This is a genomic window from Microbacterium faecale (assembly GCF_014640975.1).
Taxonomy (GTDB): domain Bacteria; phylum Actinomycetota; class Actinomycetes; order Actinomycetales; family Microbacteriaceae; genus Microbacterium; species Microbacterium faecale.
The window spans coordinates 2597183-2621246 of the sequence record NZ_BMHO01000001.1 but is presented as its reverse complement, the minus strand read 5'-3'; the positions used below and the strand labels follow the sequence as shown (position 1 = coordinate 2621246).

General features: G+C 67.2%; 27 protein-coding genes and 2 pseudogenes. 16 read left to right on the top strand and 13 right to left on the bottom strand.

Going from position 1 to position 24064, the window contains the following annotated elements:
* Positions 1-93: 93 nt before the first annotated feature.
* The 3 genes from IEW87_RS15155 to IEW87_RS12535 form a co-directional block, all read right to left on the bottom strand.
* The gene (locus IEW87_RS15155; RefSeq protein ID WP_268234602.1) at positions 94-228 is read right to left on the bottom strand and encodes a YciI family protein; all 135 of its coding nucleotides are present in this window, start codon (positions 226-228) and stop codon (positions 94-96) included.
* A 279-nt stretch (positions 229-507) separates the two neighbouring features.
* Positions 508-921, bottom strand: coding sequence for a VOC family protein (locus tag IEW87_RS12540; protein WP_188712516.1), 414 nt, complete (start codon positions 919-921; stop codon positions 508-510).
* Between the two features lie 60 nt (positions 922-981).
* Complete coding sequence (locus IEW87_RS12535; protein ID WP_229731145.1) at positions 982-1554, bottom strand: dihydrofolate reductase family protein; 573 nt, start codon at positions 1552-1554, stop codon at positions 982-984.
* Between the two features lie 108 nt (positions 1555-1662).
* Here IEW87_RS12535 and IEW87_RS12530 point away from each other — a divergent pair, with 108 nt between their 5' ends.
* Positions 1663-2367, top strand: a complete 705-nt coding sequence (locus IEW87_RS12530) for a winged helix-turn-helix transcriptional regulator (protein WP_188712514.1) — start codon at positions 1663-1665, stop codon at positions 2365-2367.
* Between the two features lie 60 nt (positions 2368-2427).
* On the opposite strand, the gene IEW87_RS15100 is transcribed toward IEW87_RS12530, so the two are convergent.
* Positions 2428-2970, bottom strand: coding sequence for a hypothetical protein (locus IEW87_RS15100; protein ID WP_229731144.1), 543 nt, complete (start codon positions 2968-2970; stop codon positions 2428-2430).
* Positions 2971-3259: 289 nt separating this feature from the next.
* Positions 3260-3592, bottom strand: a pseudogene (locus IEW87_RS15095) (ABC transporter ATP-binding protein); the annotation flags it as partial.
* Positions 3593-3963: 371 nt separating this feature from the next.
* Between IEW87_RS15095 and IEW87_RS12520 the strand changes: the two are divergent.
* The 3 genes from IEW87_RS12520 to IEW87_RS12510 all read left to right on the top strand — a co-directional run bounded on the left by IEW87_RS12520 (position 3964) and on the right by IEW87_RS12510 (position 7407).
* On the top strand, positions 3964-5046 hold the full coding sequence (locus IEW87_RS12520; protein WP_188712513.1) for a sensor histidine kinase: 1083 nt from the start codon (positions 3964-3966) through the stop codon (positions 5044-5046).
* On the top strand, positions 5043-5675 hold the full coding sequence (locus tag IEW87_RS12515) for a response regulator (protein ID WP_188712512.1): 633 nt from the start codon (positions 5043-5045) through the stop codon (positions 5673-5675). The genes IEW87_RS12520 and IEW87_RS12515 overlap by 4 nt, the downstream gene beginning before the upstream one ends.
* A gap of 136 nt (positions 5676-5811) precedes the next feature.
* Complete coding sequence (locus IEW87_RS12510) at positions 5812-7407, top strand: GMC family oxidoreductase (protein ID WP_188712511.1); 1596 nt, start codon at positions 5812-5814, stop codon at positions 7405-7407.
* A gap of 68 nt (positions 7408-7475) precedes the next feature.
* Here the strand turns inward: IEW87_RS12510 and IEW87_RS12505 are convergent, their stop codons facing one another.
* A complete protein-coding gene (locus IEW87_RS12505) occupies positions 7476-7889 on the bottom strand; it encodes a CBS domain-containing protein (RefSeq protein WP_188712510.1) in 414 nt (137 codons plus the stop codon).
* A 260-nt stretch (positions 7890-8149) separates the two neighbouring features.
* On the opposite strand from IEW87_RS12505, the gene IEW87_RS12500 reads away from it, so the two are divergent.
* Positions 8150-8761 (top strand): flavodoxin family protein, encoded by a 612-nt coding sequence (locus IEW87_RS12500; RefSeq protein ID WP_188712509.1) that lies wholly within the window; start codon positions 8150-8152, stop codon positions 8759-8761.
* A 42-nt stretch (positions 8762-8803) separates the two neighbouring features.
* Here IEW87_RS12500 and IEW87_RS15090 read toward each other — a convergent pair whose 3' ends face one another.
* The 3 genes and pseudogenes from IEW87_RS15090 to IEW87_RS15080 form a co-directional block, all read right to left on the bottom strand.
* Positions 8804-9370 (bottom strand): thiamine pyrophosphate-dependent enzyme, encoded by a 567-nt coding sequence (locus tag IEW87_RS15090; RefSeq protein WP_229731143.1) that lies wholly within the window; start codon positions 9368-9370, stop codon positions 8804-8806.
* A 295-nt stretch (positions 9371-9665) separates the two neighbouring features.
* Positions 9666-9953, bottom strand: a pseudogene (locus IEW87_RS15085) (thiamine pyrophosphate-requiring protein); the annotation flags it as partial.
* Positions 9844-10476 carry a thiamine pyrophosphate-binding protein gene (locus IEW87_RS15080; RefSeq protein ID WP_229731142.1) on the bottom strand — a complete coding sequence of 211 codons (633 nt, stop codon included), beginning with the start codon at positions 10474-10476 and terminating at the stop codon, positions 9844-9846. The pseudogene IEW87_RS15085 and the gene IEW87_RS15080, both read right to left, overlap by 110 nt.
* Positions 10477-10616: 140 nt before the next feature.
* On the opposite strand from IEW87_RS15080, the gene IEW87_RS12490 reads away from it, so the two are divergent.
* Complete coding sequence (locus IEW87_RS12490) at positions 10617-11990, top strand: glucose-6-phosphate dehydrogenase (protein WP_188712508.1); 1374 nt, start codon at positions 10617-10619, stop codon at positions 11988-11990.
* A gap of 33 nt (positions 11991-12023) precedes the next feature.
* On the opposite strand, the gene IEW87_RS12485 is transcribed toward IEW87_RS12490, so the two are convergent.
* Entirely contained in the window at positions 12024-12308 is a 285-nt protein-coding gene (locus IEW87_RS12485; RefSeq protein WP_188712507.1) for a hypothetical protein, read from the bottom strand.
* Here IEW87_RS12485 and IEW87_RS12480 point away from each other — a divergent pair.
* Entirely contained in the window at positions 12307-12627 is a 321-nt protein-coding gene (locus IEW87_RS12480; RefSeq protein ID WP_188712506.1) for a sugar ABC transporter ATPase, read from the top strand. The two genes, IEW87_RS12485 and IEW87_RS12480, sit on opposite strands and share 2 nt — an antisense overlap.
* Before the next feature lie 19 nt (positions 12628-12646).
* Here the strand turns inward: IEW87_RS12480 and IEW87_RS12475 are convergent, their stop codons facing one another.
* Positions 12647-12859: a hypothetical protein gene (locus IEW87_RS12475; protein ID WP_188712505.1), complete on the bottom strand. Its 213-nt coding sequence runs from the start codon at positions 12857-12859 to the stop codon at positions 12647-12649.
* Between the two features lie 122 nt (positions 12860-12981).
* Between IEW87_RS12475 and doeB2 the strand changes: the two genes are divergently transcribed.
* From doeB2 to IEW87_RS12430, 9 genes are all read left to right on the top strand, one after another.
* Positions 12982-14226: a N(2)-acetyl-L-2,4-diaminobutanoate deacetylase DoeB2 gene (gene doeB2, locus IEW87_RS12470; RefSeq protein WP_229731141.1), complete on the top strand. Its 1245-nt coding sequence runs from the start codon at positions 12982-12984 to the stop codon at positions 14224-14226.
* A 23-nt stretch (positions 14227-14249) separates the two neighbouring features.
* The gene (locus IEW87_RS12465; protein WP_188712504.1) at positions 14250-15515 is read left to right on the top strand and encodes an aspartate aminotransferase family protein; all 1266 of its coding nucleotides are present in this window, start codon (positions 14250-14252) and stop codon (positions 15513-15515) included.
* A complete protein-coding gene (doeA, locus tag IEW87_RS12460) occupies positions 15512-16726 on the top strand; it encodes an ectoine hydrolase (protein WP_229731140.1) in 1215 nt (404 codons plus the stop codon). The genes IEW87_RS12465 and doeA overlap by 4 nt, the downstream gene beginning before the upstream one ends.
* A gap of 19 nt (positions 16727-16745) precedes the next feature.
* The gene (locus tag IEW87_RS12455) at positions 16746-18140 is read left to right on the top strand and encodes an NAD-dependent succinate-semialdehyde dehydrogenase (RefSeq protein WP_188712503.1); all 1395 of its coding nucleotides are present in this window, start codon (positions 16746-16748) and stop codon (positions 18138-18140) included.
* 109 nt (positions 18141-18249) lie between these two features.
* Entirely contained in the window at positions 18250-19086 is an 837-nt protein-coding gene (locus IEW87_RS12450) for a transporter substrate-binding domain-containing protein (RefSeq protein WP_229731139.1), read from the top strand.
* A 66-nt stretch (positions 19087-19152) separates the two neighbouring features.
* On the top strand, positions 19153-19824 hold the full coding sequence (locus IEW87_RS12445; RefSeq protein ID WP_188712502.1) for an amino acid ABC transporter permease: 672 nt from the start codon (positions 19153-19155) through the stop codon (positions 19822-19824).
* Positions 19821-20546, top strand: a complete 726-nt coding sequence (locus IEW87_RS12440) for an amino acid ABC transporter ATP-binding protein (RefSeq protein ID WP_308420927.1) — start codon at positions 19821-19823, stop codon at positions 20544-20546. Before IEW87_RS12445 ends, IEW87_RS12440 begins: the two co-directional genes overlap by 4 nt.
* A gap of 107 nt (positions 20547-20653) precedes the next feature.
* Positions 20654-21274: a flavin reductase family protein gene (locus tag IEW87_RS12435; protein ID WP_188712501.1), complete on the top strand. Its 621-nt coding sequence runs from the start codon at positions 20654-20656 to the stop codon at positions 21272-21274.
* A 120-nt stretch (positions 21275-21394) separates the two neighbouring features.
* Entirely contained in the window at positions 21395-21655 is a 261-nt protein-coding gene (locus IEW87_RS12430) for a DUF7218 family protein (RefSeq protein ID WP_188712500.1), read from the top strand.
* 7 nt (positions 21656-21662) lie between these two features.
* On the opposite strand, the gene IEW87_RS12425 is transcribed toward IEW87_RS12430, so the two are convergent.
* Positions 21663-22133 (bottom strand): FHA domain-containing protein, encoded by a 471-nt coding sequence (locus IEW87_RS12425; RefSeq protein ID WP_188712499.1) that lies wholly within the window; start codon positions 22131-22133, stop codon positions 21663-21665.
* 123 nt (positions 22134-22256) lie between these two features.
* Entirely contained in the window at positions 22257-23921 is a 1665-nt protein-coding gene (pgi, locus tag IEW87_RS12420; RefSeq protein ID WP_188712498.1) for a glucose-6-phosphate isomerase, read from the bottom strand.
* Between the last annotated feature and the right edge of the window lie 143 nt (positions 23922-24064).

Below are 24064 nucleotides of genomic sequence, written 5' to 3'. Positions count from 1 at the left end.
CGTGTAGCTCTGGGTCAACGGCACCGAGGGGTCTGCAAGACCCCACCCGTCGTCTCGCTGGTTGAGGATCTTTCAGTGGGTAACAAGGCTGGGCTAATCCTTGAGTTGCCAGACCTCCACGACGCCGTACGCGATCGCACAGGGAGTGTCTGCGACCAGCTCAATGGCGTGATCGAGGTTGTTTGCCTCGATGAGCATGAAGCCTGCGACCGGCAACTCGGAGCTCATGAAGGTGCCATATTCTCGTTGAACACCTCGCCCTTCAGGGTTTCGGGCCTGTACTGACTGCCCTGCGCGCCCGATTCGTGCTCCGTCTTTGGCTAGCTGTTTGTCGTGTGCATGTGCTCGGTCTCGAACTGTTGGGTCCGTTCTGTCGTACCCGGCTTGATCCCCGTATCCGATGGTGATGAAGGTTGGCATATTCGGCCGCCTTTCTGTGTCTTTAGGTTCGAGTCAAACTTGCGCTCCGAAGGTGGTGGAGTTGCGGATGATCGCGGGTCGTCGTCGTCACGTTGTGGGGGAAGCTGTGAGTTGCCAGGCGTGACCGTCGGGGTCGAGGCAGAGTGCCGTGTAACCCCAGAACTCGGTTCTCGGTGCGGTGATCACGTCACTGCCTGCGTGTCGGACACGCTCGACGAGGTTGTTTACCTCGGCTTCGGTGGCGAGTGTCATGCCCAGTAGGCATTCGCTGACCCCGGGTGGGGCGAGTGGTCGATCGCCGAGGACCCAGCCAAGACCATCGGCAGGAATAAGCGCGAGTAGCGTCTGGCTATCAAGACGAAACTGCAATGGTTCGGGTATGCCGTCCTCCTCGAGAGTGCCGACGAGGTGGAAGGCGAAGGCATCACGGTAGAACGCCATTGCCCGGGCGCGGTCAGTGATGGGGAGGCTGAGAGTGATTGTGGCAGTACTGCTTGTCATTTTGGATCCTGTCCGCGCGTTACGTGGTAAAAGATCTTGCGGAGGACTTGGCCGCCAGGGTTAGTTGTTCACTCGGTATCGCAGCTCAGTTGTGCGTCCGCGAGGCGTGCTGCTGATCTGCTCGATGTTGATGCGACCGTTGCTTCGCTGTTCGAAAAGACGCACCCCGTCGCCGAGCAGCACCGGGAGGACATGCACGAAAATCTCGTCGATGAGGCCTGCCTCCAGGCACTGTCGGGCGACGTTCGCTCCGGTAATAGCCAGATTCTTTCCATCGGCTGCCGCGAGTGCCTGGGCGACGGCATCGATGATGTCGGTGTTGAGGAACGTGATCGATGTCGGTGCGTCCGCCGGGGGATTGTGGGTGAGCACGAACTGGGGGCCGCTCCAGGCGCCCTCGAACGCCGGTCGATCATCACGAACGCCAACATCGTAAGTGTGACGGCCGCCGAGGAACGCCCCTGTTGTCTCCATCACCTCGTCCATGGCAGGGCTAGGTTCGGACAGCTCAAAGATCCATTCCTGTTCATGCTCCGGTCCGGCGATGAACCCATCCAAAGAAACGGATGCGTGCAAGAGAACGATGCCTCGCGCACTATCGTGCCGAACTTGCTGTGCTGTCGCACCATTCACGCTGGGCCTCCTCATGCTGTACCGAAAGGTAGAACGACACTAACATCCAGTAGTCCTAAATAACAACCAAATAGATTGTTTTTAGGATTGCTGTCGTATTATGAGTGTATGGCGACGCGACGGCAGTACGAGGACTCCTGCGGGATGGCCCAAGGTCTCAACATCGTGGGTGAACGGTGGGCATTGCTGGTGGTGCGCGAGCTTCTCCTTGGGCCCAAGCGCTTCTCCCGACTTCGGGATGATTTGCCGGGTATCAGCCCGAACGTGCTTTCCCAACGTTTGACAGAGCTGGAATCGGCCGGTGTGCTGCAGCGACGGAGGTTGGCACCCCCGGCAGACGCGTGGGTATACGAGCTGACCGAGTGGGGCGCTGCACTGGAGCCAATGATTATCGAGCTAGGACGCTGGGCGGCAAGCTCCCCGTTCTTCGATCGGAAACACGGACTGAGCGTGACGTCGGCAGTGCTCTCGCAACGTACGATGTTCCAACCAGAAGCCGCAGCAGGCGAACGATTGAGTATCGTGTTGAAGCTCGGTGACCAGCGATTCTGGGCAAAAGTTGATGATGGTCAATTTTCGATCGAGCCAGGAGATGCCACTGAACCTGACGCTACGGTGAATACGGATCCAGTCGTGCTCGCATCGGTGCTTTACGGCGGACGTGACCTCACTGAGGCGATCGAGGCGCAAGAACTAGAGATCGAAGGAGACACCCGCGCGCTCGAGCGATACCTTGCGATGTTCTGGTTACCCCCGGCCGTGTCTATGACGACTACTGAAGAGATACGCGACATGAAGACCACCCATAGGTAATAGTTGAGCCGCTCCTTGAACCGGGCGGCTAGGCTGAGTGGTCAAACCGGGGTGTACTTTTCATTCCTTGCTGAGGGCGACGTCCTGCCCGAACTCGTTGATCGGGCCGATGCCGCCCACGGTGAGTGTGAGCGCCCCGACCGCGAGCACATCGCCGACGGCCACGCCCGATCGCGCCGCCGTCCGCGGTCCAACGAAGAGTTCCCCGGCCCCGGGCGCGGAACCGGCGGTGATCTCCGACACGGCGCTCAGCGGTCCGGATCCCGGATCGCTGGTGAGTTTCCACGTGGCGGTGGTGCCGTGAGCCTCGACCTCGATGTCTCCCAGGTATTCGACGACGACCTCGCCCGCGTCGGGGAGAGCACGGATGTCGTCCGCGGTGTCGCGGACCTGTGCCCCATCGAGATCGCGGGGCGGGATCACGACAGCATCGACTGTCTCCGGTGTGCTCATTCCGAAGCCGACGAGCGCGACGCGCGCGTTGAGGGCGAGGGTGAGGGCCGTCGCGGCGAATGCGGTCGCAATCACGACGGCGATGCCGATCAGCAGCGCCTGACCGGGGCGGCGTCGAACGCTGCGTGCGGCGATCCTGGCGAGGATCATGCGGCCACCCCTGACGCGCCGCGAGGGCACCGACGCGCGCCAGCACGCTCTCGCGCGTGGGTCTGTGGAGATTGCCCGCTGCTCTTCCGTCCTTCATGAACACGACCTCGTCTGCGACGGCAGCGGCCGCCGGATCGTGCGTGACCATGACGACGGTCTGTCCGAACTCATCCACGCACGCCCTCAGGAGGCGCAGGAGAGCGCTGCCCGATTCGCTGTCGAGCGCACCTGTCGGCTCGTCCGCGACGATGAGATCGGGGCGGGTGAGGAGCGCGCGGGCAACGGCGACGCGTTGCCGCTGACCGCCCGAGAGCTCGGCCGGAAGGTGGCGGAGCCGGTCGGCGATGCCGAGTCGGTCGACGAGCTCGGAACGCCACGCACGGTCGGCTCGTCGGCCCGCGAGCGATGCGGCGAGATCGACGTTCTCACCGGCGGTGAGGTGGGGGAGGAGGTTACCGTCTTGGAAGACGAATCCGATCCTGTCTCGTCGCGTCGCCGTGAGCGTCGTGTCGTCGAGCCTGCCGAGATCGGTGTCTCCGAGCAGGACCTGCCCGGACGTCGCCTGGTCGAGTCCGGCCAGACAGTGCAGGAACGTCGACTTGCCGGAGCCGGACGCGCCCATGACCGCCGTGAACCGTCGGGCGGGAAGGTCGATGCTGAGGCCGTCCAGAGCGCGGACTCGGTTCTCGCCCGTGCCATACTCGCGCACGACGTCCAGAGCGCGGGCGGCGAATTGCGTCGAGGTGTCTGTGGCGACGGAACGTGGGTCATCGGGAAGCGAATGCATGAACATCATGCTCGCGCGGCGGCGCTGCTCGCCGCTTCGACCGCAGGAACGGTCCGCGCCGGGCCGGCTCGTCCTTTCGGACGATCTCTGGAGCACCGCGAGTTCGGAAGGAGTGGTGATTCATAGACTGTGCCCATGACGGACGGGACAGACGCCGCGGGACGCTCGGAGCCGCCGCGGAAGTCGTCGTCCTCGGCGCGCTGCTCATGGTGGACTTCGAAATCGGATCCCGTGCCGTCTCTGCCATCACCGACGACGACATCGTCGTGGGCGCCGTCGCGACCGCGTTCGTCGCGATCATCGTCGCCGTTCTCGCGTTCGTCCGGAGAATGGCGCGCACGAGCGTCGTCGTTGCGGCGGGCTTCGCCGTGTCTCTCGCTGCCTCCGTTGTGGCCGTGTGGCTGCCGCCGCCAACGCTTGCTCTGACGGAGGGGGCAGCGCTCGTGGTCCTCACCGTATCCGGCGTCCGTGCGGCCTCATCACGCGGCGCGATCGTCGTCGGCGCGGCGGCGCTTGCTGTCGGCGCGGGCATCGTCCTGCTGCGTGTCGAGTTCGACGCCGCAGCCATCCTCCTCGTCCTCCTCGTGTGGGGAGCTGCTCTCGCTTCGGGGATCGTCGGCCGCTACCGGGCGCAGAGGCGGGAATCGGCGGTGGAAGAGGCACGCCGCGCGGAACGAATGGAACTCGCACGCGAACTCCACGACGTCGTCGCACATCAGGTCACGGGGATCGTCGTCCAGGCGCAGGCAGCGATCGCCGTGGCGCGCACGGACCCTGCGCGCGCGACCGAGGGGCTCGCCGCGATCGAATCCGCCGGGAGCGAGGCTCTCGCGGGGATGCGCCGAATGGTCGGGGCGATGCGTAACGAGACCGATCGTGCGGCACCGCTGACGGTTTCCTACGAGATCTCCGACATCCCGGCGCTCGTGAAACGCTTCGATCCGGAAGGCGAGCGCGCGACGCTGCAGCTCGATGACCTCGCGGATCCGCTGCCACCAGGGGTCGCGGAGTCGGCGTACCGCGTGGTTCGCGAGGCGCTCACCAACGTCCGGCGACACGCGCCGGAAGGCACCACGCACGTATCCGTGCGAGTGATCGATGCGGAGCTGGTGATCGTGGTGACGAACGATGGTGTGCGTGTGAGGGCATCGGATCCGCGAACTGCCGGATTCGGCCTCACGGGGATGGCGGAGCGCGTCGCAGCGCTCGGCGGGACGATGCACGCCGGGCCGGATGAGCCGGGCTCCTGGACCGTGCGAGCGGCGCTCCCGCTGGAGCAGGCGACATGATTGGCGTCGTGCTGGCGGAAGACCAGGAGATGGTCCGCGCTGGCTTCCAGATGGTACGCGAAGCCGAAGGGGATATCTCGATTCTCGGGGCCGTTGCGTCCGGAGGAGACGCCGTCTCGGCGGTGGAACGTCTGAGGCCGGACGTGGTGCTGATGGATATCCGGATGCCGGGGATGAACGGGCTCGACGCCACGCGCATCATCACGGCGTTGCGCGACGCTCCGCGTGTGGTCGTGGTCACCACCTTCGACACGGATGAGTACCTGCGCGACGCGCTGCAGGCCGGTGCTTCCGGGTTCCTGCTGAAGGACGCGGGCCCGCGGCTGCTCGTCGAAGCTGTCCGTGCCGCGGCGGACGGCGACGCGCTGGTGTCGCCCTCGATCACCGTGCGGCTGCTCGGTGAACTGGCGGGATCCGCGCCCGCCGCCATCGACCACGATCTCTCGGCGCGCGAGCTCGAAATCGTCGCTGCGATCGCCCGCGGCCGAACCAACGACGAGATCGCCGCCGACCTGTTCGTGTCCCTCTCGACGGTCAAGACGCACGCCCGCAACATCAGCGTCAAGCTCGGGGCGCGCAACCGCGTCGAGATCGCGGCGTGGGCCTGGCGGGCGCGGCTCGTCGACTGAATGCCGCACCACGCGCGTCGCGCCCCTGCCGATCGGATCCCACGATGCGAGCAACGTCGACGCGCGATTGTACGCGTCGGGCCGGGCGATATTCCAGGCCCTTGTGGCCACCGCCACGGCTCGTACGGTGGCCGACATGGCTAAAGAACAGTTCGACTACATCGTGATCGGGACTGGGGCCGCAGGAAGCGTCGTCGCCAGCAGGCTCAGCGAAGACCCGAACGTGTCGGTGCTCGTCTTAGAGAGCGGCGGCAACGATTGGGATCCCGTGATCAAGATTCCCAAGGGATTCTATTTTCTCTCCGGCGGGACGCGGCACTCGTTCACCTACAAGACGAAGCCCGTGGGGCCGGACGCCGCCATCGAGATCTGGCAGCGCGGACGCGTCCTCGGCGGCTCGACGGCGATCAACGGATTGCAGTATGAGCGCGGCGGTGAGCACTTCTGGAACCAGCTCGAGGCCGACGGCAACCCCGGCTGGGGATGGGACGACATGCTCGGGGCATTCCGATCCTTCGAGAATCATGAGCTGGGTGCGACCGACGTTCGCGGCAGCGGCGGACCGCTGGATCTGCACGTGTCACGCCCGAAGGATGAACTCAACGAGCGCATCTTCGCGGCAGCAGAAGCATATGGACTGCCGCGGGTCGACGACATCAACGCGTCCGATGGCGAGCGCGTCGGCTACATCCCGAACACCGTGCGGAACGGGTTCCGACTCACGGCCGCTCGGGCGTTTCTGACGCCGGCGCTGAAGCGAAAGAACCTGTCGCTCGAGCTGAACACGCACGTCAGTCGGATCCTGTTCGACGGAACCCGAGCGACCGGCGTTAGCGCGAGATCCGGTGGCGTCGTGCGCGACTTCGCGGCGACGACGGAAGTCATCGTGTGCGCGGGGGCCCTCGACACGCCGCTTCTGCTCGAGCGTTCCGGGATCGGCGATCCCCGGATCCTCCACGGCATCGGCGTGCCCACCGTCGTCGACAGCCCGAATGTCGGAGAACACGCCATCGAGCAGCGCCAAGTCGCCTACCAGGCGAGTGTCAGCGAGAACATCGGATACAACCAACGCCTCTCGTCGCCACTGCGCCAAATGCTTACGGGAGCGAAGTTCCTCTGGAGCAGGAAGGGCGTGATCGGCACCGGCGGCTACGACATCGGAGCGTTCTATAAGACCGCACCGGAGAAGGAATCGGCGGATATCATCGCGATCTTCAATCCGCTGTCGATGGATCTGGAAGCGTCCGGATTGAAGGTTGCGACGCACCCCGGATTCAGCGCCAGCGCCTACCTGCTGCATCCCACAACCGAGAGCTCGGTGCACAGCAGCGGATCGCTGCCCGACAACCCTCCGGTCATCGAATCGAACTATCTCGACACCGAGCACGATAGGGACGGGATCCATGCCGCTCTGCTCGGCACGCGCGCCATTGCGTCGCAGAGCCCGCTGGCGGACATCACGATCGCGGAGGAAGCGCCCGGCGACGACGTGACGAGTCGCGAGGACGCGATCGCCCACGCGTGGGCATCCGGGCATATCCTCCACGGCGTGGGAACCGCCAGAATGGGACCCGGCTCCGACGCTGTCGTCGATCCGGATCTGAAGGTGCGCGGCACCGACAACGTGCGCATCGCGGACACCTCGGTTCTGCCGACGCAACCCGGCAACACGATGGGGCCCACGATCGCCGTGGGATGGCGTGCCGCCGATCTGATTCTTGGGCGGGGCTGACCCCGAGGCACGGGAGCGCCAATGAGCGGTGCTCTCCCGCCTCGAGGCGGGAGAGCACCGCTCATCCGTCAGATCGAGATCTCGGCGACCGTGTCACCCGCGTCACTTGGCGCGAGCGAGAGTGCCACATCCGCCTGGCTGACGATCCCGACGAGATCGTGCCCGTCGATCACAGGCAGGCGGCGCACCTGGTGCTGACGCATCGTCTCGAGCGCGTCCTGCACGTCGTCGTCGGCGCCGATCGTCACGGGCTTGCCTTCAGCGAGGCGTCCCACCTTCGTGTGCGCCGGGTCAGCTCCTTCGGCGACCGCCTTCACGACGATGTCGCGGTCCGTGAGCATTCCCTTGAGTCGGTTGTCCTCGCCGCAGATCGGCAGTGCGCCGACGTCGAGGCTGACCAGCAGCTCCGCGGCGTCGACGAGCGAGTCGTCCTCGCCGATGCATTGAGGGGCCGGTGTCATGATGTCACGTGCCTGAGGCATATCCTGCTCCTCCTTCTGTTCGGTTCGGCTGATGCCGTCCGCCCTCAGCGTGCGCGGCGACGTCGTGAGAGGGCGAGGGCCTTGATTCCCTTGCGGACACGTTGTATGGGCCGGTGTCGGCGTGCGCCGCAACGCAGGGTGCGAGCGCCTCGCCGCGGATCCGCGTTTCCCCGCGGCGCTGAGGCTGCGGACTCCCAACGCATCGGCTCACAAAGCACAACCGGGTTCGCTGCTGCGGCTGCCCGACCTAACGTGCGGTCATGACTGATGAACTGACTGCTCTCGTCCTCAACTGCACGTTGAAGCCTTCGCCGGCCGAGTCGAGCACGGACCAGCTCGCGGGTCTCGTCGTCGCACAGCTGTCGACGCACGGCGTCTCCGGCGACAGCGTTCGCGTGGTCGATCATGACCTGAAGCCCGGCGTGGAGCGCGACATGGGTGCGGGCGACGAATGGCCCGCGCTCCTCGAGCGCGTCCTGGCCGCCGACGTTCTCGTGTTCGCGACGCCGACATGGCTGGGCCAACCGTCGAGCGTCGCGCAGCGTGTGCTCGAACGGCTTGACGCCGAACTGGCGCAAATCGACGACGCCGGGAGGCCGTCGCTGTTCGATCGGATCGCTGTTCCGGTCGTGGTCGGCAACGAGGACGGCGCGCATCACATCGTCGGCATCCTCGCGCAGGCGCTGTCCGACGTGGGGTTCACAATCCCCGCGCAGAGCGGCGTGTACTGGAACGGCGAGGCGATGAGCAGCAACGATTTCAAGGACCTCTCGCAGGTTCCGGATCCGGTCGACTCGACCGCGAAGACAGCCGCATCGAACGCGGCGCATCTCGCGCGCCTGTTGCGCGAGGCGCCGTTCCCCGCGGTCTGACGCGGGTGAGGATCGTCGAGCGACACGGCTCGGCGATCCTCCTCACCCATGGGCGTCCTCGATCTGCGCGTAGAGGTCGAGCAGTCGCAACCCGTGTGCGCCGGCGTCCCCCTCGGCTTCCAGGCCCGTGCGCATCGCGTCGAGCTTCGCTTGACCGTGCGGGAACGGCGGCAGCAACGGCATGTCCGGATCCGTGATCGCCTCGACGACGACGGGCCTGTCCGATGCGAACGCCTCCTCCAGAGCCGGATCGATCTCCTCCGGGCTTCTGATGCGGATCCCACGAAGCCCGAGCAGCTCCGCGTAGCCGGCGAAGTCGAAACGCGGCACGTCCTCCGAGGCTGCGAACCGCGGCTGCGCCTCCGTCTCGCGCTGCTCCCACGTCACCTCGGCGAGGTCGTGGTTGTGCAGCACGAGCACCACGAAACGCGGATCCTGCCAGTTGCGCCATCGCTCGGCGACCGTGACGAGGTCGCTGTTGCCGAGCATCAGCATCGCACCGTCGCCCGCGACGACCGCGACAGGCCGCTCGCTCGCCGATTCCTTCGCGCTGAGCCCGTAGGGGACCCCGCCCCCCCATGCTCGCGAGCGTGCTCGAGAGGTGCGCATCCGCCGTCAGAGGGAGCGTCACCTGTCGGACGTAGTGGTAGACGGCACTGCCGACATCGATCGCGAGTCGCGTGTCGCCTGAGAGCCGCTCGCCGAAACGCCTCACGACGAGCTCCGGGTTGACGGGTCGCGCGTCGATCTCGGCGCGCTCGCGCGCCACGTCACGCCAGCTGCGCACGAGGCGCTCGACCTCCTCCCGCCACGGCGTCCGGCCCCGTGGTCGCAGGCGGCTCATGAGGGCGTCGATCGCTGTCCCGCCGTCGCCCGCCAGCCCGACTTCGACCGGGTAGCGGTTCGCGATGACGGCTGGATCCGTGTCGATCTGCACGGCGCGCGCCTGCCCGGGCGGCGGATAGAACTCCGTCCACGGGTCGTTGGAACCGATGATGAGCAGCGTGTCGCAGCCCTGCAGCACGCCGGCGGAAGCCGTTGTGCCGAGGTGCCCCATCGTTCCCGTCGCGAGGGGATGCGTTTCATCGACGTAGGGCTTGCCGAGCAGACTTGTTGCGACGCCAGCGCCGAGGTGGTCGGCGAGACGGAGCGCCGCGTCTTCGGCACCGCGAACCCCGCGACCGGCGAGGATCGCGATGCGCTCGCCGGATTCGAGGACCTCCACCGCCGCGCTCAGATCCTCCTCGCGCGGCACGAGCTGCCCCGACGTCCACCGCGGCGACATCGTGGAACACGTGCTGCAGGTCGATCTCCTGCTGATAGTCCGAGCCGAGCACGCTCTGGTGCTGCTGCGCGACGAGAGCGACGACGGGGGCGCTGTCGAGCTTGGCGTCGTAGAGCGGATTGAGCAGGTGCACCGCTCCCGGGCCCTGAGTCGAGGTCACCACACCGACCCCGCCGGTGAACTTGGCCTCACCGACCGCCATGAACGCGGCGCTCTCTTCGTGCTTCGCCTGAATGAAAGCCGGGCCGTCGGACGCGCGGCGAAGAGCACCGAGCAGCGGGTTGTTGCCGTCGCCAGCGTATCCGTAGATCCGCTCGGTTCCCCAGGCGCGCAGCCGTTCGACGATGAGACCTGCGACCTGCTTGTCGGATCCGCCAGACGCCCCGTCGGCGCTCGTGTCGGACTCGTCGTGCTGGTTGCGCGTGTGCATGCCCTCTCCTGTCGGGGAACGTCGTCTCGCGCTACATTCACTGCGGGCGGCGTCACGCGACAAGGGGGGGACATCACCCGCACAGTGCCGTAAGACGCAAGGGGGTTGGCGCCAGCGGGGTCGCTGAATAGCGTGACGGCATGACCCGCACGACTCTTCTCATCCTCGGTGCATCCGGCGACCTGACGAGTCGCCTCCTCCTCCCGGCGCTGGCGCAGCTGCTCGAGCGACAACCCGAGCTGGAGCTCGACCTGGTCGGCGCCGGTACCGACGACTGGTCCACCGAGCGGTGGCGCGCGGTCGTGCGCGACGCGTTCGAAACGATGCGGCGCGGCAGCGGGGCGCACCGCATCGCGGATACGACCTACGCCAGGGCCGACGTCACGCGCGCCGACGACCTGCGGCGATTGATCGAACCGGTCGACGGTGCGCTCGTGGTCTATTTCGCACTCCCGCCCGCGGTGGCCGAGGAGGCATGTGAGGCGATGCGCGACATCGAGCTGCCCGAGGAGACCGTGCTGGCGCTCGAGAAGCCCTTCGGCGGTGACGAGGACAGCGCGCGCCGGCTCAACGCCCTGCTGCAGACGCTCGTGCCGGAGGAGCGGATCTTCCGCGTCGACCACTTCCTCGGACGCGCCACGTTGCTCAAACTGCTCGGCGTGCGGTTCGCGAATCGCGCCATCGAGCCGGTGTGGTCGGCGGAGCACGTCGCGTCGGTGCTTGTGCGGTTCGACGAGACGCTGGGACTCGAGAACCGCGCCCGCTACTACGACCACGCGGGTGCGATGGACGACATGCTGCAGAGCCATCTGCTGCAGGTCCTCGCGGTGCTCGCAATGGAGCCACCCGCCACCCTCGACGAACGCGATCTGCGAGACGCGAAGGCGCAGGCGCTGCGTGCGACGCGTCTCTGGCGCGACGATCCGGCGACGTCGTCCCGTCGCGCGCGGTACACGGCGGGACGTATCGACGGACGCGAGCTGCCGGCGTACGTCGACGAGCCCGGCGTCGACGCGGTCCGTGAGACGGAGACCCTCGCCGAGATCGTCTGCGAGGTGCGCACGGCACGCTGGGCCGGTGTGCCGTTCACGCTGCGCTCAGGCAAGGCGCTGGGCGAGAGTCGCGCCGAGATCGTCGTCACGTTCGCTCCTGTGCGCCACCTGCCGTCGGGGCTGTCGGGTACGCCGCGTGACGGCGGCATCCTCCGGTTCGGGCTCGGACCAGAGACCATGTCGCTCGAACTGAATGTCAACGGCGGAGAGGATGGCCTGTTCGCCCTCGAGCGGGAGACACTCCGCATCGAACCCGGCGACGAGGAGCTGTACGCCTATACCGAGGTGCTCGGCGAGATTCTGGAGCGCGACGTGACCATATCCGTCCGAGCGGATTCGGCCGAGCGATGCTGGCGCATCGTCGAGCCCGTCCGCCGCGCATGGGAGCGCGGCGAGGTCCCGCTCGAGGAATATCGCGCGGGATCCGCGGGGCCGCAGGACTGGGCTTCGTCGCAGGTGTGACAGCCGTCGAGGGTGTCCGGCGCTCGCGAGGTGTCAGCCCGACGGGTTGTCGACGGGAAGCCCATCGTCGTCGGTCGTCGCGGGGAGTCCGTCCGTGGACCCGGGGGCGTCGTCATTCCCGCGGCCTGCGAGGGGTGCCGCGCCAGCGCGCGCGACGGGGTTGATTTTGCGGTGGCCTCTCGCTAACGTCCCGGCCGCCGGAGCGTGACGGTATCCCGCGCGGACGCCGACCGCAACCCCCTGAACACCACGCGCGTCGACGGGAAGAATCGAGCGCGAGCGGTGGATCTCCGCCACCGCCGTGGAAGGAGCAATCATGCGATCGATGAGCGATGCTGGCAACGAGGACCGAGGGATCGATGACGCCGAGGCCACCGCGCCCGACGGCACCGTGGAGGACCCTGCGCAGGCCGAGTGGGAGCGCACCGAGGCCGTCGAAGAACGCGCCGCACAAGAGGAACTTGACGCCACGACGGCGACGGGAAGAGACCCGGACGAGTTCGCCGCCGCGGACGACGTGATCCCCGGCAGCGAGCCCCACGGCGTCGAGCCGCAGCCGGAGAGCCAGGGCGACGAGATCCTCCTCGCCGAGATGGGCGAGGACGGCGAAGGGGATATCTCACCCGAGGACGTGTGAGGGCGGTCGCCGCCGTGAGTCAGGCGCGTGCGCCGTCAGGGCAGTGGACCTCGCCGCCGATGAGCAGATGGTCGTTCTTCTGGCGGCCGCAGTTCATGCACAGCGGCTTGGCGCGCACGCCGACATGCGGGGGCCCCGCGAGACGGATCAGCGTCGCGTTGAACCAGTGATAGAAGCCGCCGGCTTCGCGGATCCGCTGCCGGAGCGGCTTCTTTGGAGGGGCCTGCCACATGCTTCCCAGTCTACGGAGTCGCCGTCCTCTGAGGGCGCCGGAAACTCGCGGCGGAGAAGGGGGCAGACAAACCGCGGCGTTGGGGATAGGCTCCTCGCACGACATACGGAACCGGAGGCGAATTGGCACCAGCGCACGTCATCGGCACCGACCTCGTCGGCGCCTGGCAGAAGATCCTCAGCTCTGCGTCCGCGCTGCGTCACGACCTCCACCGGATCCCCGAACTCGCGTGGTCCGAACACGTCACTGCCGCCCGGATTCGGGTGGAACTCGACACCATCGGCATCGCGTGGCGCGCGTGCGCCTCGACCGGCACGGTGGCGACTCTCGCGCCGGACGCCACCGGGCGGCATGTCGCACTGCGCGCCGACATCGACGCGATGCCGGTCGAGGAAGCCACGCTCGTGCCGTGGTCGTCGACGCATCCGGGCGTGATGCACGCGTGTGGCCACGACGGCCACACGGCGACGCTCCTCGCCACGGCGCGGTGGCTCGCACTGCAGGAGCACCTGTTGCCGGGGCCCGTGACGCTGCTGTTCCAGCCCGCGGAAGAAGGCGGGCACGGTGCGAAAGCGATGATCGAGGACGGTGCCCTCGACGGCGTCGATGTCGTGTTCGGCTGGCACAACTGGCCGGCGCTCGGCCTCGGACGCGTCGCCTGCCCGGATGGCGCGGTGATGTCCGGCAACGGCACTTTCGACATCGAGGTCTCCGGCGTCGGAGGTCACGCCAGCCAGCCCGAGCAGACCAGGGATCCCGTGCTCGCCGCGGCGGCCATCACCGTCGCCCTGCAGCAGATCGTCGCTCGCCGATTGGCACCGCAGACGCCGGCTGTCGTCGCCGTGACGTGGATCGACGCGCCGAGCGGACCGACCGTCACCCCGGCGACCGCGCGTCTCGGCGGCAGTATCCGCGTGCCCAACACGGTGCTGCGGGATGAGCTGTTCGGTCTCATCGCCGAGGTCGCCGACGCCACGGCCCGCGCCCACGCGGTGACCGCCACGACGACCACCACACGGCGGTACGACGCGACCGTGAACCATCCCGCCGCGGCCTCCGAGCTGCGCGGCGCGCTCGAGCCCGCCATCGCCGATGCGTTCGGCGGCGCGGAACGGACGCCCGACATCCCGATCCCCGTGATGGCGTCCGAGGACTTCAGCTATTACCTGGGTGAGGTGCCCGGTGCCTTCGCGCTCGTCGGCGCGGGGGATCCGCACTCGTGCCACAGCCCCCAGTACGACTTCAACGACAACCTGATCGCGCCCGTCGTCCGCGCCTACGCGCGGCTCGCGGGTGCCCCTGAACTCCCCGCGCCACTGAGCGGCGGGGCGACCGATGACAGCCAGCACAAGGTGAGTGATACCTAGCTACAACCCGAGAGGAGCCGATCATGGACATGAGTCCGTTCGAGCAGTGGGAATCTGAAATTCGCGGCTATTGCCGCGCCTATCCGACGGTCTTCTCTCATGCGTCTAATGCGCGTCAGGTCGCAGAAGACGGCACGAGCTACATCGACTTCTTCGGCGGTGCCGGAGTGCTCAACTTCGGGCACAACAACCCGAAGATGAAGGAGGCGATGATCGCGTTCCTCGAGGCTGATGGCATCGCACACAGCCTCGACACCTACACGACGACGAAACGCGACTTCATTACGAAGTTCCACGACGTCGTGCTTGCTCCGCGGGGCATGGACTACAAGATGCAGTTCATGGGGCCGACGGGCACGAACGCGGTGGAGGCGTCGCTCAAGCTCGCGCGTCGAGCGACCGGTCGCGAGGACGTCGTGGCGTTCTCGCACGGGTTCCACGGAATGACGCTCGGCGCGCTCGCAGCGACCGCGAACCACGCCTTCCGGGCGTGGGCCGGAGTTCCGCTGAACCACGTGCTGCGCCTGCCCAACGAGTTCGCTCCGGGCGGGGGGATCGCGGGCCTCGACGCCTACCGGGCCGCGCTCGACGACGCCTCCTCCGGATTGCGCCCGCCGGCGGCATTCATCGTCGAGGCGGTGCAGGCCGAAGGTGGCGTGTGGGTGCACAGCGCGGAGTGGCTGCACGCGGTGCAGAAGCTCGCCCGCGACGTCGGGGCGCTCTTCATCATCGACGACATCCAGGCCGGGTGTGGCCGTACGGGCTCGTACTTCAGCTTCGACGGCATGGGTCTGGATCCGGACATCATCAACCTCGCGAAGGGGCTCGGTGGTTACGGAACGCCGATCGCGATGAACCTCAACAAGCCCGAGGTCGACGCGCACTGGAGCCCCGGCGCCCACACGGGCACGTTCCGGGGACAGGGCCTGTCGTTCGTCGCCGGAGCTGTCGGCCTCGACTACTTCACCGACGACGTCCTGATGGAGGCCGTCGCTGAGAAGGGCAAGCGGATGGCCGAGAGCCTCGACCGCATCGCGGCATCCGCACCGGACCGCGGCTGGGAGGTGCGCGGTGTCGGCATGATGCAGGGGATCGACGTCGTCGACGGCGCCTTCGCCAAGCAGGTGCAGGCGGAGTGCTTCGCGCAGGGCCTGTTGATCGGGCCGTGCGGAACCGATGGCCGGGTCGTCAAGTTGATCCCGCCGCTGACCACGCCGGATGACGACCTCGACGAGGGACTCGCGATCTTGGAGCGTGCCGTCCAGACGGTCGCGGAAGGGGGTGCATGACGATGCGCATGCGAGACGACATGACGTTCCCGCCGGAGGAGTACGAGCGGCGGATCGGTGAACTGCGGGCACGGATGCACCAGCGGCTCCTCGACGCGGTGGTGATCACCGACCCCGAGAACCTCATGTATCTGACCGACTATCAGACGACGGGGTACTCGTTCTTCCAGGCCCTCGTCGTCCCGCTCGACTCCGAGCCGTTCATGATCACGCGGCAGATGGAGGAGTCGAACGTGATCGAGCGCACCTGGGTCGAGCTCACGCGCCCGTATCCGGATACGGGCGACGCGATCCAGCAGCTGGTCGCTTCGTTGCGCGAGTTCGGTCTCGACCGTGGACACGTGGGATACGAGCGCAACAGCTACTTTTTCCCGGCGTATCACCAGGACCGCATCCACACGTCGTTCCGTCAGGGGCGGCTCATGGACTGCTTCGGGATCGTGGAAGAGGGCCGCGTACGCAAATCGGCGTACGAGATCGACGTGATGCGTCGCGCCGCGCACGCGACGCAGGAGGGCATGCGCGCCGGAATCGCGGCCGCCGAGGTCGGCGCGACGGAGAATGACGTCGCTGCCGAGATCTCTCGCGGGATGTTCTCGGCAGGCGGCGAGTATCCCGCGGTGATGCCGTACGTCACGAGCGGGCCGCGCACGATGATCGGTCACGCGACGTGGGAAGGGCGCGAACTGCAATCGGGCGATGCCGTGTTCCTCGAGGTCGGCGGATGCTATCGGCGCTACCACACGGCCATGATGCGCACCGTGCTCCTGCACGACATGACTCCGGCCATGGCGCAGGCAGAGGAACGGATGAAGACGGCGCTGCGCGAGCTGAAGTCGGTGTTGCGACCGGGGACGACCGTCTCCGATGCCGACTCGATCGTGCGCACGATCATCACCGACAACGGCATCGGCGCCGACCTCGTGACACGCGCAGGGTACTCGATCGGGATTGCGTTCCCGCCGTCGTGGGATGAGGGCTACATCATGAGCCTCATGCCCGGCGGCAACGATGTGCTCGAGGAGGGGATGACCTTCCACGTGATCCCGTGGATGTGGGGCGTCGAAGGCACCCGGACGGTGGGCATCTCCGACACGATCCGCATCACGGAGAGCGGCTGCGAGTCGTTCTTCGACTTCGACGAGGACTTCGTCGTGAAATCAGCAGGCGAGCAGTCGGGTCACGGCCCGGCCGAGCTCAAAGCGGTGTGAGCCGCGGGAGGAGGACACGATGACTGAGTCATTTACCGCGACGGATCCGACGACCGGCACGGTGGTGCGGGCGGTGCCCGTGCTCGACGAGGCCGCGCTCGAGGGCGTGCTTGCCGCCGCTGAAGACGCATACGAGACGTGGCGGCGGTGGCCGATCGCGGATCGCGCGGCGGTGCTGCGAGATGTCGCGCGCGCGATGCGCGACGACGTGGAGCGGCTGGCGATGCTCATGACCGAAGAGGTCGGCAAGCCGATTACCGAGGCGCGCGGGGAGGTGAATAAGGCGGCGTGGGCGGCTGAGCATTATGCCGATCACGCCGAGGAGTACCTCGCACCGGATGAGATCGCCAGCGACGCGACGCGGTCCTATGTGCAGCACTTGCCGCTCGGGCCCGTCCTGGGCGTGCTGCCGTGGAACGCACCGTTCTGGCTGGCCTTCCGCTTCTGTGCGCCCGCGCTCATGGCCGGTAATACGTGCGTGATGAAGCATGATCGCAACGTGCCGGGGTGCGCCGAAGCGATTGCGGAGGTCATCGCCCGCGTCGCGGCAGAGCACGGGGCGCCGACGGCGATCCTGCAGAACGCTCCGATGGGGCACGAACTCGTCCAGACCGCGCTGCGCGACGGTCGGATCCGCGCCGTGTCGTTAACCGGATCCGAGAGAGCGGGGGCGGCTGTCGCTTCGACGGCCGCTCGCGAGATCAAGCCGGCCGTGCTGGAGCTCGGCGGCTCCGACCCCGCAATCGTGCTCGCGGACGCCGACCTCGAGAAGGCGGCGGCCGCGATCACCACGATGCGGATCATCAACGCGGGGCAGTCCTGCATCGCCGCCAAGCGCGTGATCGTCGAGGAGACGGTCTACGAGGAGTTCCTGGCGATGTACGCCGAGCGACTCTCGTCGCTGAAGATGGGGGATCCGCGCTCGGAAGAGACGCAGGTCGGTCCCATCGCGCGTGCGGACCTGCGCGAGAACCTGCACCGTCAGGTCACCGAGTCGGTCACGCAGGGCGCGAAACTGCTCTTCGGGGGAGAGATCCCGGACGGCGAGGGGTATTTCTATCCGGTAACGCTTCTCAGCGACGTCGAGCCAGGAATGACGGCCTGCGCGGAGGAGACGTTCGGTCCGGTGGCGGTCGTCATGCCCGCTGCGAACGCCGACGCTGCCCTGGCGATGGCCAACGACACCCCCTACGGGCTCGGTGCGAGCGTGTGGACGTCGTCTCCCGAGCGCGGAGAGCAGATCGCGCGCGAGATCGTCGCGGGCCAGGTTGCGATCAACGGCATCGTGAAGACGGATCCGCGGCTGCCGAGCGGTGGCGTGAAGCGCTCGGGATTCGGTCGCGAGCTCGGTCTGGACGGCATCCGGGAGTTCGTGAATCGCCAGCAAATCTGGGTCGGCCCCGCCGTGACGTGACGCCGATTCCGGCCAGGAGGAGCGTTTGACAGTGCATTGTCCGGATGTATACGTTGCAGACATCTGAACACCGCTGACGCGGACATCACCCGAGACGGAAGGTCCTTTCGTGAAACTCACCAAGAAAACCGCAGCAGTGGCATCGGCACTCCTCCTGGCCGGCGGTCTCGCGGCCTGCTCCAGCGACGAAGGCGGCGGTGATAACGGCGGCGGCGACGCTGACGCGTCGAACCTCGAGGACACGTACGTCGTCGCGACCGACACCTCGTTCGTTCCCTTCGAGTTCGAAGAGGACGGCGAGTACGTCGGCTTCGACATCGACATCGTGAACGCGATCGCCGACCGGGTCGGATTCGAGATCGACCTCGAGACGACCAACTTCGACGGCATCATCCCGGGACTGCAGACCGGCACGTTCGACATCGCGATCGCCGGGATCACGATCACCGAAGAGCGTAAGGGCGCTGTCGACTTCACGAGCCCCTACTACAAGTCGGGTCTGCGGATCGGGGTCCCGATTGACAACACGGACATCAACGGCGTGGAAGACCTCGAAGGCCTCGACATCGCGACGCGTCTCGGTTCGACGAGCGCCGACTACATCAGCGAGAACATCGAGGGCGCGACGCCGAACACGTACGAGCAGCTTGACCAGGCCTACCTGTCGGTCGAGGGTGGCGGCTCCGATGCTGTGCTCTACGACGCGCCGAACGTCGAGTACTACATCCTCACCCAGGGCGAGGACAGCCTGAAGACCGTCGGAGAGCTGCTCGAGGGGCAGGACTACGGCCTCGCGGTCTCGAAGGGCAACGAGGACCTCGTGACGGCCATGAACGAGGCGCTCGCCGAGATCATCGACGACGGCACCTACGCCGAGATCTACAGCGACTGGTTCGGCAGCGAGCCCGAGTGGCTGGATGAGCTGGCCGAGTCGCAGGTCGGTTGATCAGAACCGAATGCATAACGATCATGGCCGCGCCCCTCGTGCGCGCTCACGAGGGGCGCGCGTGACATGAACATCATCACGGACTTCGACTGGGTCGGTGTCGTCGCGTACTTCCCGAACCTCGCGGTGGGCCTGCTCTACACCCTCCTGGTGTCCGTTGTCGGACTCCTGATCGGCTTCGTGCTCGGAGCCGTCTTCGGACTCGCTCGTCTGAGCCGCTTCCGCGTCATCCGGGTCATCGCGGTGATCTACATCGAGGTGCTCCGCGGCACGCCGCTGCTCGTGCAGGCGATGTGGATCTTCTTTGCGCTGCCCTTGATCATTCAGTACACGCTGCCGTCGCTCGCCGCTGGCATCATCGTGATCGGGCTCAACTCCGGCGCGTACATCGCCGAGATCGTGCGCGGCGCCGTGCAGTCGGTCGACAAGGGGCAGATGGAGGCGGGCCGCTCGCTCGGCATGAGCCACCACATCACGATGCTCAAGGTGATCTGGCCGCAGGCCTTCAAGCGGATGATCCCGCCCCTCGGCAACCAGTTCATCGTCAGCATCAAGGACACGTCGCTGCTGTCGGTCATCCTCGTTCCCGAGGTCCTGTTCCAGGCGCGGACGGTTGCCTCGACCTACTACAACGCCGTGGAGATCTACACGGCGGCCGCGGTGTTCTACCTCGCAATCACGCTGACCCTGTCCGCCGTGCTGCGGTACACCGAGAAGCGTTTGGAGCTGCGGTCATGATCATCGAGGTCTCCGACCTTCACAAGTCGTTCGGCACGAACCACGTGCTCACGGGCATCGATCTGGAGGTCGAGGACGGCGAGGTCGTCTGCGTGATCGGGCCGTCCGGATCGGGCAAGAGCACGCTGTTGCGCTGCCTGAACCGCCTAGAGGACATCACGGGCGGCGACGTCGTCATCGATGGGCACCGCCTCACCGATCCGAAGACGCGGATCGACGGCGTCCGCGCCGAGATCGGCATGGTGTTCCAGCAGTTCAACCTGTTCCCGCACATGTCGGTCATCGAGAACATCTGTCTCGCGCCGATGATGGTCCGCAAGCTCGGTAAAGCCGGAGCGAGGGACCGCGCCCGCGCGCTGCTCGACAAGGTCGGGCTCGCCGACAAGGAGAACGCGTATCCGTCGAGCCTGTCGGGCGGACAGCAGCAGCGCGTCGCGATCGCCAGGGCGCTCGCGATGGAACCGCGGGTGATGCTCTTCGACGAGCCCACTTCCGCGCTCGACCCGGAGCTCGTCGGCGAGGTCCTCGCGGTGATGAAGGATCTCGCGCACGAGGGCATGACGATGGTCGTCGTCACCCACGAGATGGGCTTCGCCCGCGAGGTCGGCGATCGGGTGGTCTTCATGGACGGCGGCGTCATCGTCGAAGAGGGCGATCCGCAGCAGGTGTTCTCGAGCCCGCGCGAAGTCCGGACGCAGGAGTTCCTCAACAAGGTCCTCTGAGGAGCATCCGTTACGCGCTGTGAAGCGCAGAACCGGCTCGCGCGGGCGTTCGGCGCACCGCCGTACTAACGTCGAAAGCGCCCGCCGACCCGAGGAGGTCCCTTCCCGTGCCCAGCCATGTCATCGCGCAGCCCGAGACGCTCTACGTCGGAACGCCGGCGTATCTCATCGCGAGCGAGAACCCCGACGGAACGACGAACCTCGCGCCCGCGTCCTCGTATTGGGCACTCGGGAACATGCTCGTGCTGGGCCTCGAGACGGACGGGCAGACGGTGACGAACCTGCTCGAGCGCGGGGACATGACGGTGAACTTCCCGTCCGGCGAACTCTGGCGCGCGGTCATTGCGCTCGACGGCACCACCGGTCGCAATCCGGTGCCGGACGGCAAGCCGCGTTTCCGCCATGAGCCCGACAAGTTCGGCGCCGCGGGCCTCACCCCGCAGGAGTCGGAGGTCGTGACGGTGCCGCGCGTCGCCGAATGCCGCCTGCAGTTCGAGGCGACTCTGCGTCGCGCGACGCCGGGCCTCGACGGCAGCTACTACATGGTCGAGGCGGAGGTCGTCCGCGTGCACGCGGACCCGGAGATCCTGAAGCCGGGAACGCCGCTTCCGGATCCGAGTCGGTGGAGCCCGCTGGTATACCGGTTCCGTCACTTCTTCGCGGCGCACGACGAGCTGGGGTGGCTCGCGAAGAGCCCCACTGCTGACGGGCCGCCGCCGACCTCCTGACCAGCTCGCGGCGACTTGCGCAAGGTGGTTGTGTCGCCGGCTGACCGGTGCGAGGGTGACAGGCGTATGGCCACTCGGATGGCTGTCGGCTCACGAATCTCGAACGGGAGGAGAACGGCCATGGCACCCAGCAAGAGGATCAAGGACGAGGAAGTGTACGAAGAGGTGCGCGAATCGGGCGCATCGAAGCAGAAGGCCGCGCGAATCGCGAACGCCGCTGCCCGCGACGGACGGAAGTCGGTGGGACGGCGCGGCGGGGAGTCCGGATCCTACGACGACTGGACGGTGCCGGAGCTGCGCGAGCGCGCCAGGGAGATCGGCCTCACGGGGTACTCCGACCTGCGCAAGGCCGAGCTGATCGACGCGTTGCGCGACAGCTGACGGCCGGTTACGTGCGCGGGTCGTCCTCGCGAGCGTCGCTCGAGTAGTCGGGACGCGGCGGCTGCGGCTGCTGGTCCGACATCTCGCCGCCCTCGCGTCCACCGTGGGGTCGACCGTGGTCGGCGAATTCCTCGCGGTCGAAGACGAACCGCCACGGCCCGGCCGTGAAGCTCGCCCCGGTCCGCAGCGTCTCGCTGCGCTCGTCCGGGTGCGTTGCGGCTGAGAGCGGGTTCGCGTTCATCTCGCCCTCGCCGTGCAACGTGACGACGTATTCGTCGCGTTCGTCGTGCACGACCGTCGCGTGGAGCGCGTCGATGCCGGCGAGTCGTAAGCCGCTGCCCTCGGCGGATCCGATCGTGAGCTCGTCCGTCGTGAGCGGCTGGATCATGCGCTCCGCGTCCGAGCGGACGAGGAGTCGGGGGTTTCCTGCTCCCCACGCGGCGTGCGTCGTGGTGGGGCCGCTGTTGTCATCCTGCATGGTGTCGTCGGCTCCTTTCGCAGGGGACCGCCGGTGCGGCCCCGGATCTCACATGATGCCTGTTCCGCATCCAAAACGACAGGGGCGCGGCCGAGACGGCCCCGCCCCTGTCGTCGGTACGTCTCAGCCGCGCCGGTGCTCGCGGTAGTACGCGAGCAGCGCGCGCGTTGACGGATCCTGAGCCGCGATCGCGCTCTCGTCGCCTTCGATCGCGGGAGCGATCTCGAGCGCGAGCTGCTTGCCGAGCTCGACGCCCCACTGGTCGAAGGAATTAAGGCCCCAGATCACGCCCTGCGTGAAGGTGATGTGCTCGTAGAGCGCGATGAGCTCGCCCAGGACGCGCGGCGTGAGATCCGGCGCGAAGATCGACGTCGTCGGGCGGTTGCCGTCGAAGGTCCGCGCGGCGACGAGGGCTCCCGTCGTGCCCTCGGCCTCGACCTCGTCCGCCGTCTTGCCGAACGCGAGCGCCTTCGTCTGCGCGAGGAAGTTCGCCAGGAACAGCCCGTGCACGTCGCGCCCGCCGTCCTCGAGGGGGTAGGCGGGGTTCGCGAAGGCGATGAAGTCGGCTGGAATGAGGCGCGTGCCCTGGTGGATGAGCTGGTAGAAGGCGTGCTGGCCGTTCGTTCCCGGCTCGCCCCAGAACACCTCGCCGGTGTCGGTCGTGACGGGGGATCCGTCCCACCGCACCGACTTGCCGTTCGACTCCATCGTCAGCTGCTGCAGGTACGCGGGGAAGCGATGCAGCAGCTGCGCATACGGCAGCACCGCGTGCGACTGCGCGCCGAGGAAGTTGGTATACCAGATGTTCAGCACGCCCATCAGGACGGGCACGTTCTTCTCGAGCGGTGTCGTGCGCACGTGCTCGTCGACGGCGTGGAAGCCTGCCAGGAAGTCGCGGAACCGCTCGGGTCCGAGGGTGATGGCGAGCGATGCTCCGATCGCCGAGTCGACCGAGTAGCGTCCGCCGACCCAGTCCCAGAACCCGAACGCGTTGTTCGTGTCGATGCCGAATTCGGCGACCTTGTCGAGGGCCGTCGACAGCGCGATGAAGTGCTTCGACACGGCGTTCGCGCGCGCGGCCTCGTCGGACCCGATGCCGAGGCCCTCCCACAGCCACTCGCGGGCGAGGCGCGCGTTCGTCAGCGTCTCGAGCGTGGTGAACGTCTTCGATGCGACGATGAACAGCGTCGTCTCGGGGTCGAGCCCCGCCGTCTTCTGCGCCAGGTCGGTTGGATCGATGTTCGAGATGAAGCGCGCCTCGATTCCGGCGTCCGCGTACGGTGCGAGAGCCTCGAAGACCATCACGGGTCCGAGGTCGCTGCCGCCGATGCCGATGTTCACGACGTGCGTCACGCGCTTGCCGGTGACGCCGGTCCATTTGCCGGAGCGCACACGGTCCGCGAACGCGTCGAGACGCGTCAGCACCTCCTGCACGTCGGCATCGATGTCCTGGCCGTCGACCGAGAGCGGCGCGCCCGCCGGGCGGCGCAGCGCCGTGTGCAGGACGGCGCGGTCCTCGGTCGTGTTGATGTGCTCGCCCGCGATCATGGCCGCGTAGCGCTCGGCCACACCCGTCTCCTCCGCCAGCCGCACGAGCGCGGCGAGGATCTCATCGGTGACGAGGTTCTTCGACAGGTCGACGCGCAGGTCGGCCAGGTCGAGGCTCAGGCGCGCGGCCCGGTCGGGGTCCTCGTCGAACCAGGCGCGGAGGTCGGGGGAGAAGCCATCGCCGAGCTCGAGGAGTTCCGCCCAGGCGCGAGTACGGGTGGGGTCGACAGGAGAGGTCATAGTGAGAATCTACCGACCCGAGCCGCCGCACGCGAAGGCGCCGTCGTCGGCCCGCAGTCCGCGCCGACGAACACTCCCGCTTCTGCCGCGCCGGCTGCTCGCGGAGGTGAGTACGACGCACTTAACCGCACGCGCCCGCGACC

Excerpts from the sequence above, each read along its gene's own strand:
- IEW87_RS12455 (WP_188712503.1), top strand. The coding sequence starts at position 16,746 with ATGACTGAGTCATTTACCGCGACGGATCCGACGACCGGCACGGTGGTG.
- doeA (WP_229731140.1), top strand. The coding sequence starts at position 15,512 with ATGACGATGCGCATGCGAGACGACATGACGTTCCCGCCGGAGGAGTAC.
- IEW87_RS12425 (WP_188712499.1), bottom strand. The coding sequence starts at position 22,133 with ATGCAGGATGACAACAGCGGCCCCACCACGACGCACGCCGCGTGGGGA.
- IEW87_RS15080 (WP_229731142.1), bottom strand. The coding sequence starts at position 10,476 with ATGCACACGCGCAACCAGCACGACGAGTCCGACACGAGCGCCGACGGG.
- IEW87_RS12475 (WP_188712505.1), bottom strand. The coding sequence starts at position 12,859 with ATGTGGCAGGCCCCTCCAAAGAAGCCGCTCCGGCAGCGGATCCGCGAA.
- IEW87_RS12520 (WP_188712513.1), top strand. The coding sequence starts at position 3,964 with ATGGTGGACTTCGAAATCGGATCCCGTGCCGTCTCTGCCATCACCGAC.
- IEW87_RS12480 (WP_188712506.1), top strand. The coding sequence starts at position 12,307 with ATGCGATCGATGAGCGATGCTGGCAACGAGGACCGAGGGATCGATGAC.
- IEW87_RS12500 (WP_188712509.1), top strand. The coding sequence starts at position 8,150 with ATGACTGATGAACTGACTGCTCTCGTCCTCAACTGCACGTTGAAGCCT.
- IEW87_RS15155 (WP_268234602.1), bottom strand. The coding sequence starts at position 228 with ATGAGCTCCGAGTTGCCGGTCGCAGGCTTCATGCTCATCGAGGCAAAC.
- IEW87_RS15090 (WP_229731143.1), bottom strand. The coding sequence starts at position 9,370 with ATGCGCACCTCTCGAGCACGCTCGCGAGCATGGGGGGGCGGGGTCCCC.
- IEW87_RS12515 (WP_188712512.1), top strand. The coding sequence starts at position 5,043 with ATGATTGGCGTCGTGCTGGCGGAAGACCAGGAGATGGTCCGCGCTGGC.
- IEW87_RS12485 (WP_188712507.1), bottom strand. The coding sequence starts at position 12,308 with ATGATTGCTCCTTCCACGGCGGTGGCGGAGATCCACCGCTCGCGCTCG.
- IEW87_RS12510 (WP_188712511.1), top strand. The coding sequence starts at position 5,812 with ATGGCTAAAGAACAGTTCGACTACATCGTGATCGGGACTGGGGCCGCA.
- IEW87_RS12505 (WP_188712510.1), bottom strand. The coding sequence starts at position 7,889 with ATGCCTCAGGCACGTGACATCATGACACCGGCCCCTCAATGCATCGGC.
- IEW87_RS12440 (WP_308420927.1), top strand. The coding sequence starts at position 19,821 with ATGATCATCGAGGTCTCCGACCTTCACAAGTCGTTCGGCACGAACCAC.
- pgi (WP_188712498.1), bottom strand. The coding sequence starts at position 23,921 with ATGACCTCTCCTGTCGACCCCACCCGTACTCGCGCCTGGGCGGAACTC.
- IEW87_RS12430 (WP_188712500.1), top strand. The coding sequence starts at position 21,395 with ATGGCACCCAGCAAGAGGATCAAGGACGAGGAAGTGTACGAAGAGGTG.
- IEW87_RS12540 (WP_188712516.1), bottom strand. The coding sequence starts at position 921 with ATGACAAGCAGTACTGCCACAATCACTCTCAGCCTCCCCATCACTGAC.
- IEW87_RS12530 (WP_188712514.1), top strand. The coding sequence starts at position 1,663 with ATGGCGACGCGACGGCAGTACGAGGACTCCTGCGGGATGGCCCAAGGT.
- IEW87_RS12445 (WP_188712502.1), top strand. The coding sequence starts at position 19,153 with ATGAACATCATCACGGACTTCGACTGGGTCGGTGTCGTCGCGTACTTC.
- IEW87_RS15100 (WP_229731144.1), bottom strand. The coding sequence starts at position 2,970 with ATGATCCTCGCCAGGATCGCCGCACGCAGCGTTCGACGCCGCCCCGGT.
- IEW87_RS12465 (WP_188712504.1), top strand. The coding sequence starts at position 14,250 with ATGGACATGAGTCCGTTCGAGCAGTGGGAATCTGAAATTCGCGGCTAT.
- IEW87_RS12490 (WP_188712508.1), top strand. The coding sequence starts at position 10,617 with ATGACCCGCACGACTCTTCTCATCCTCGGTGCATCCGGCGACCTGACG.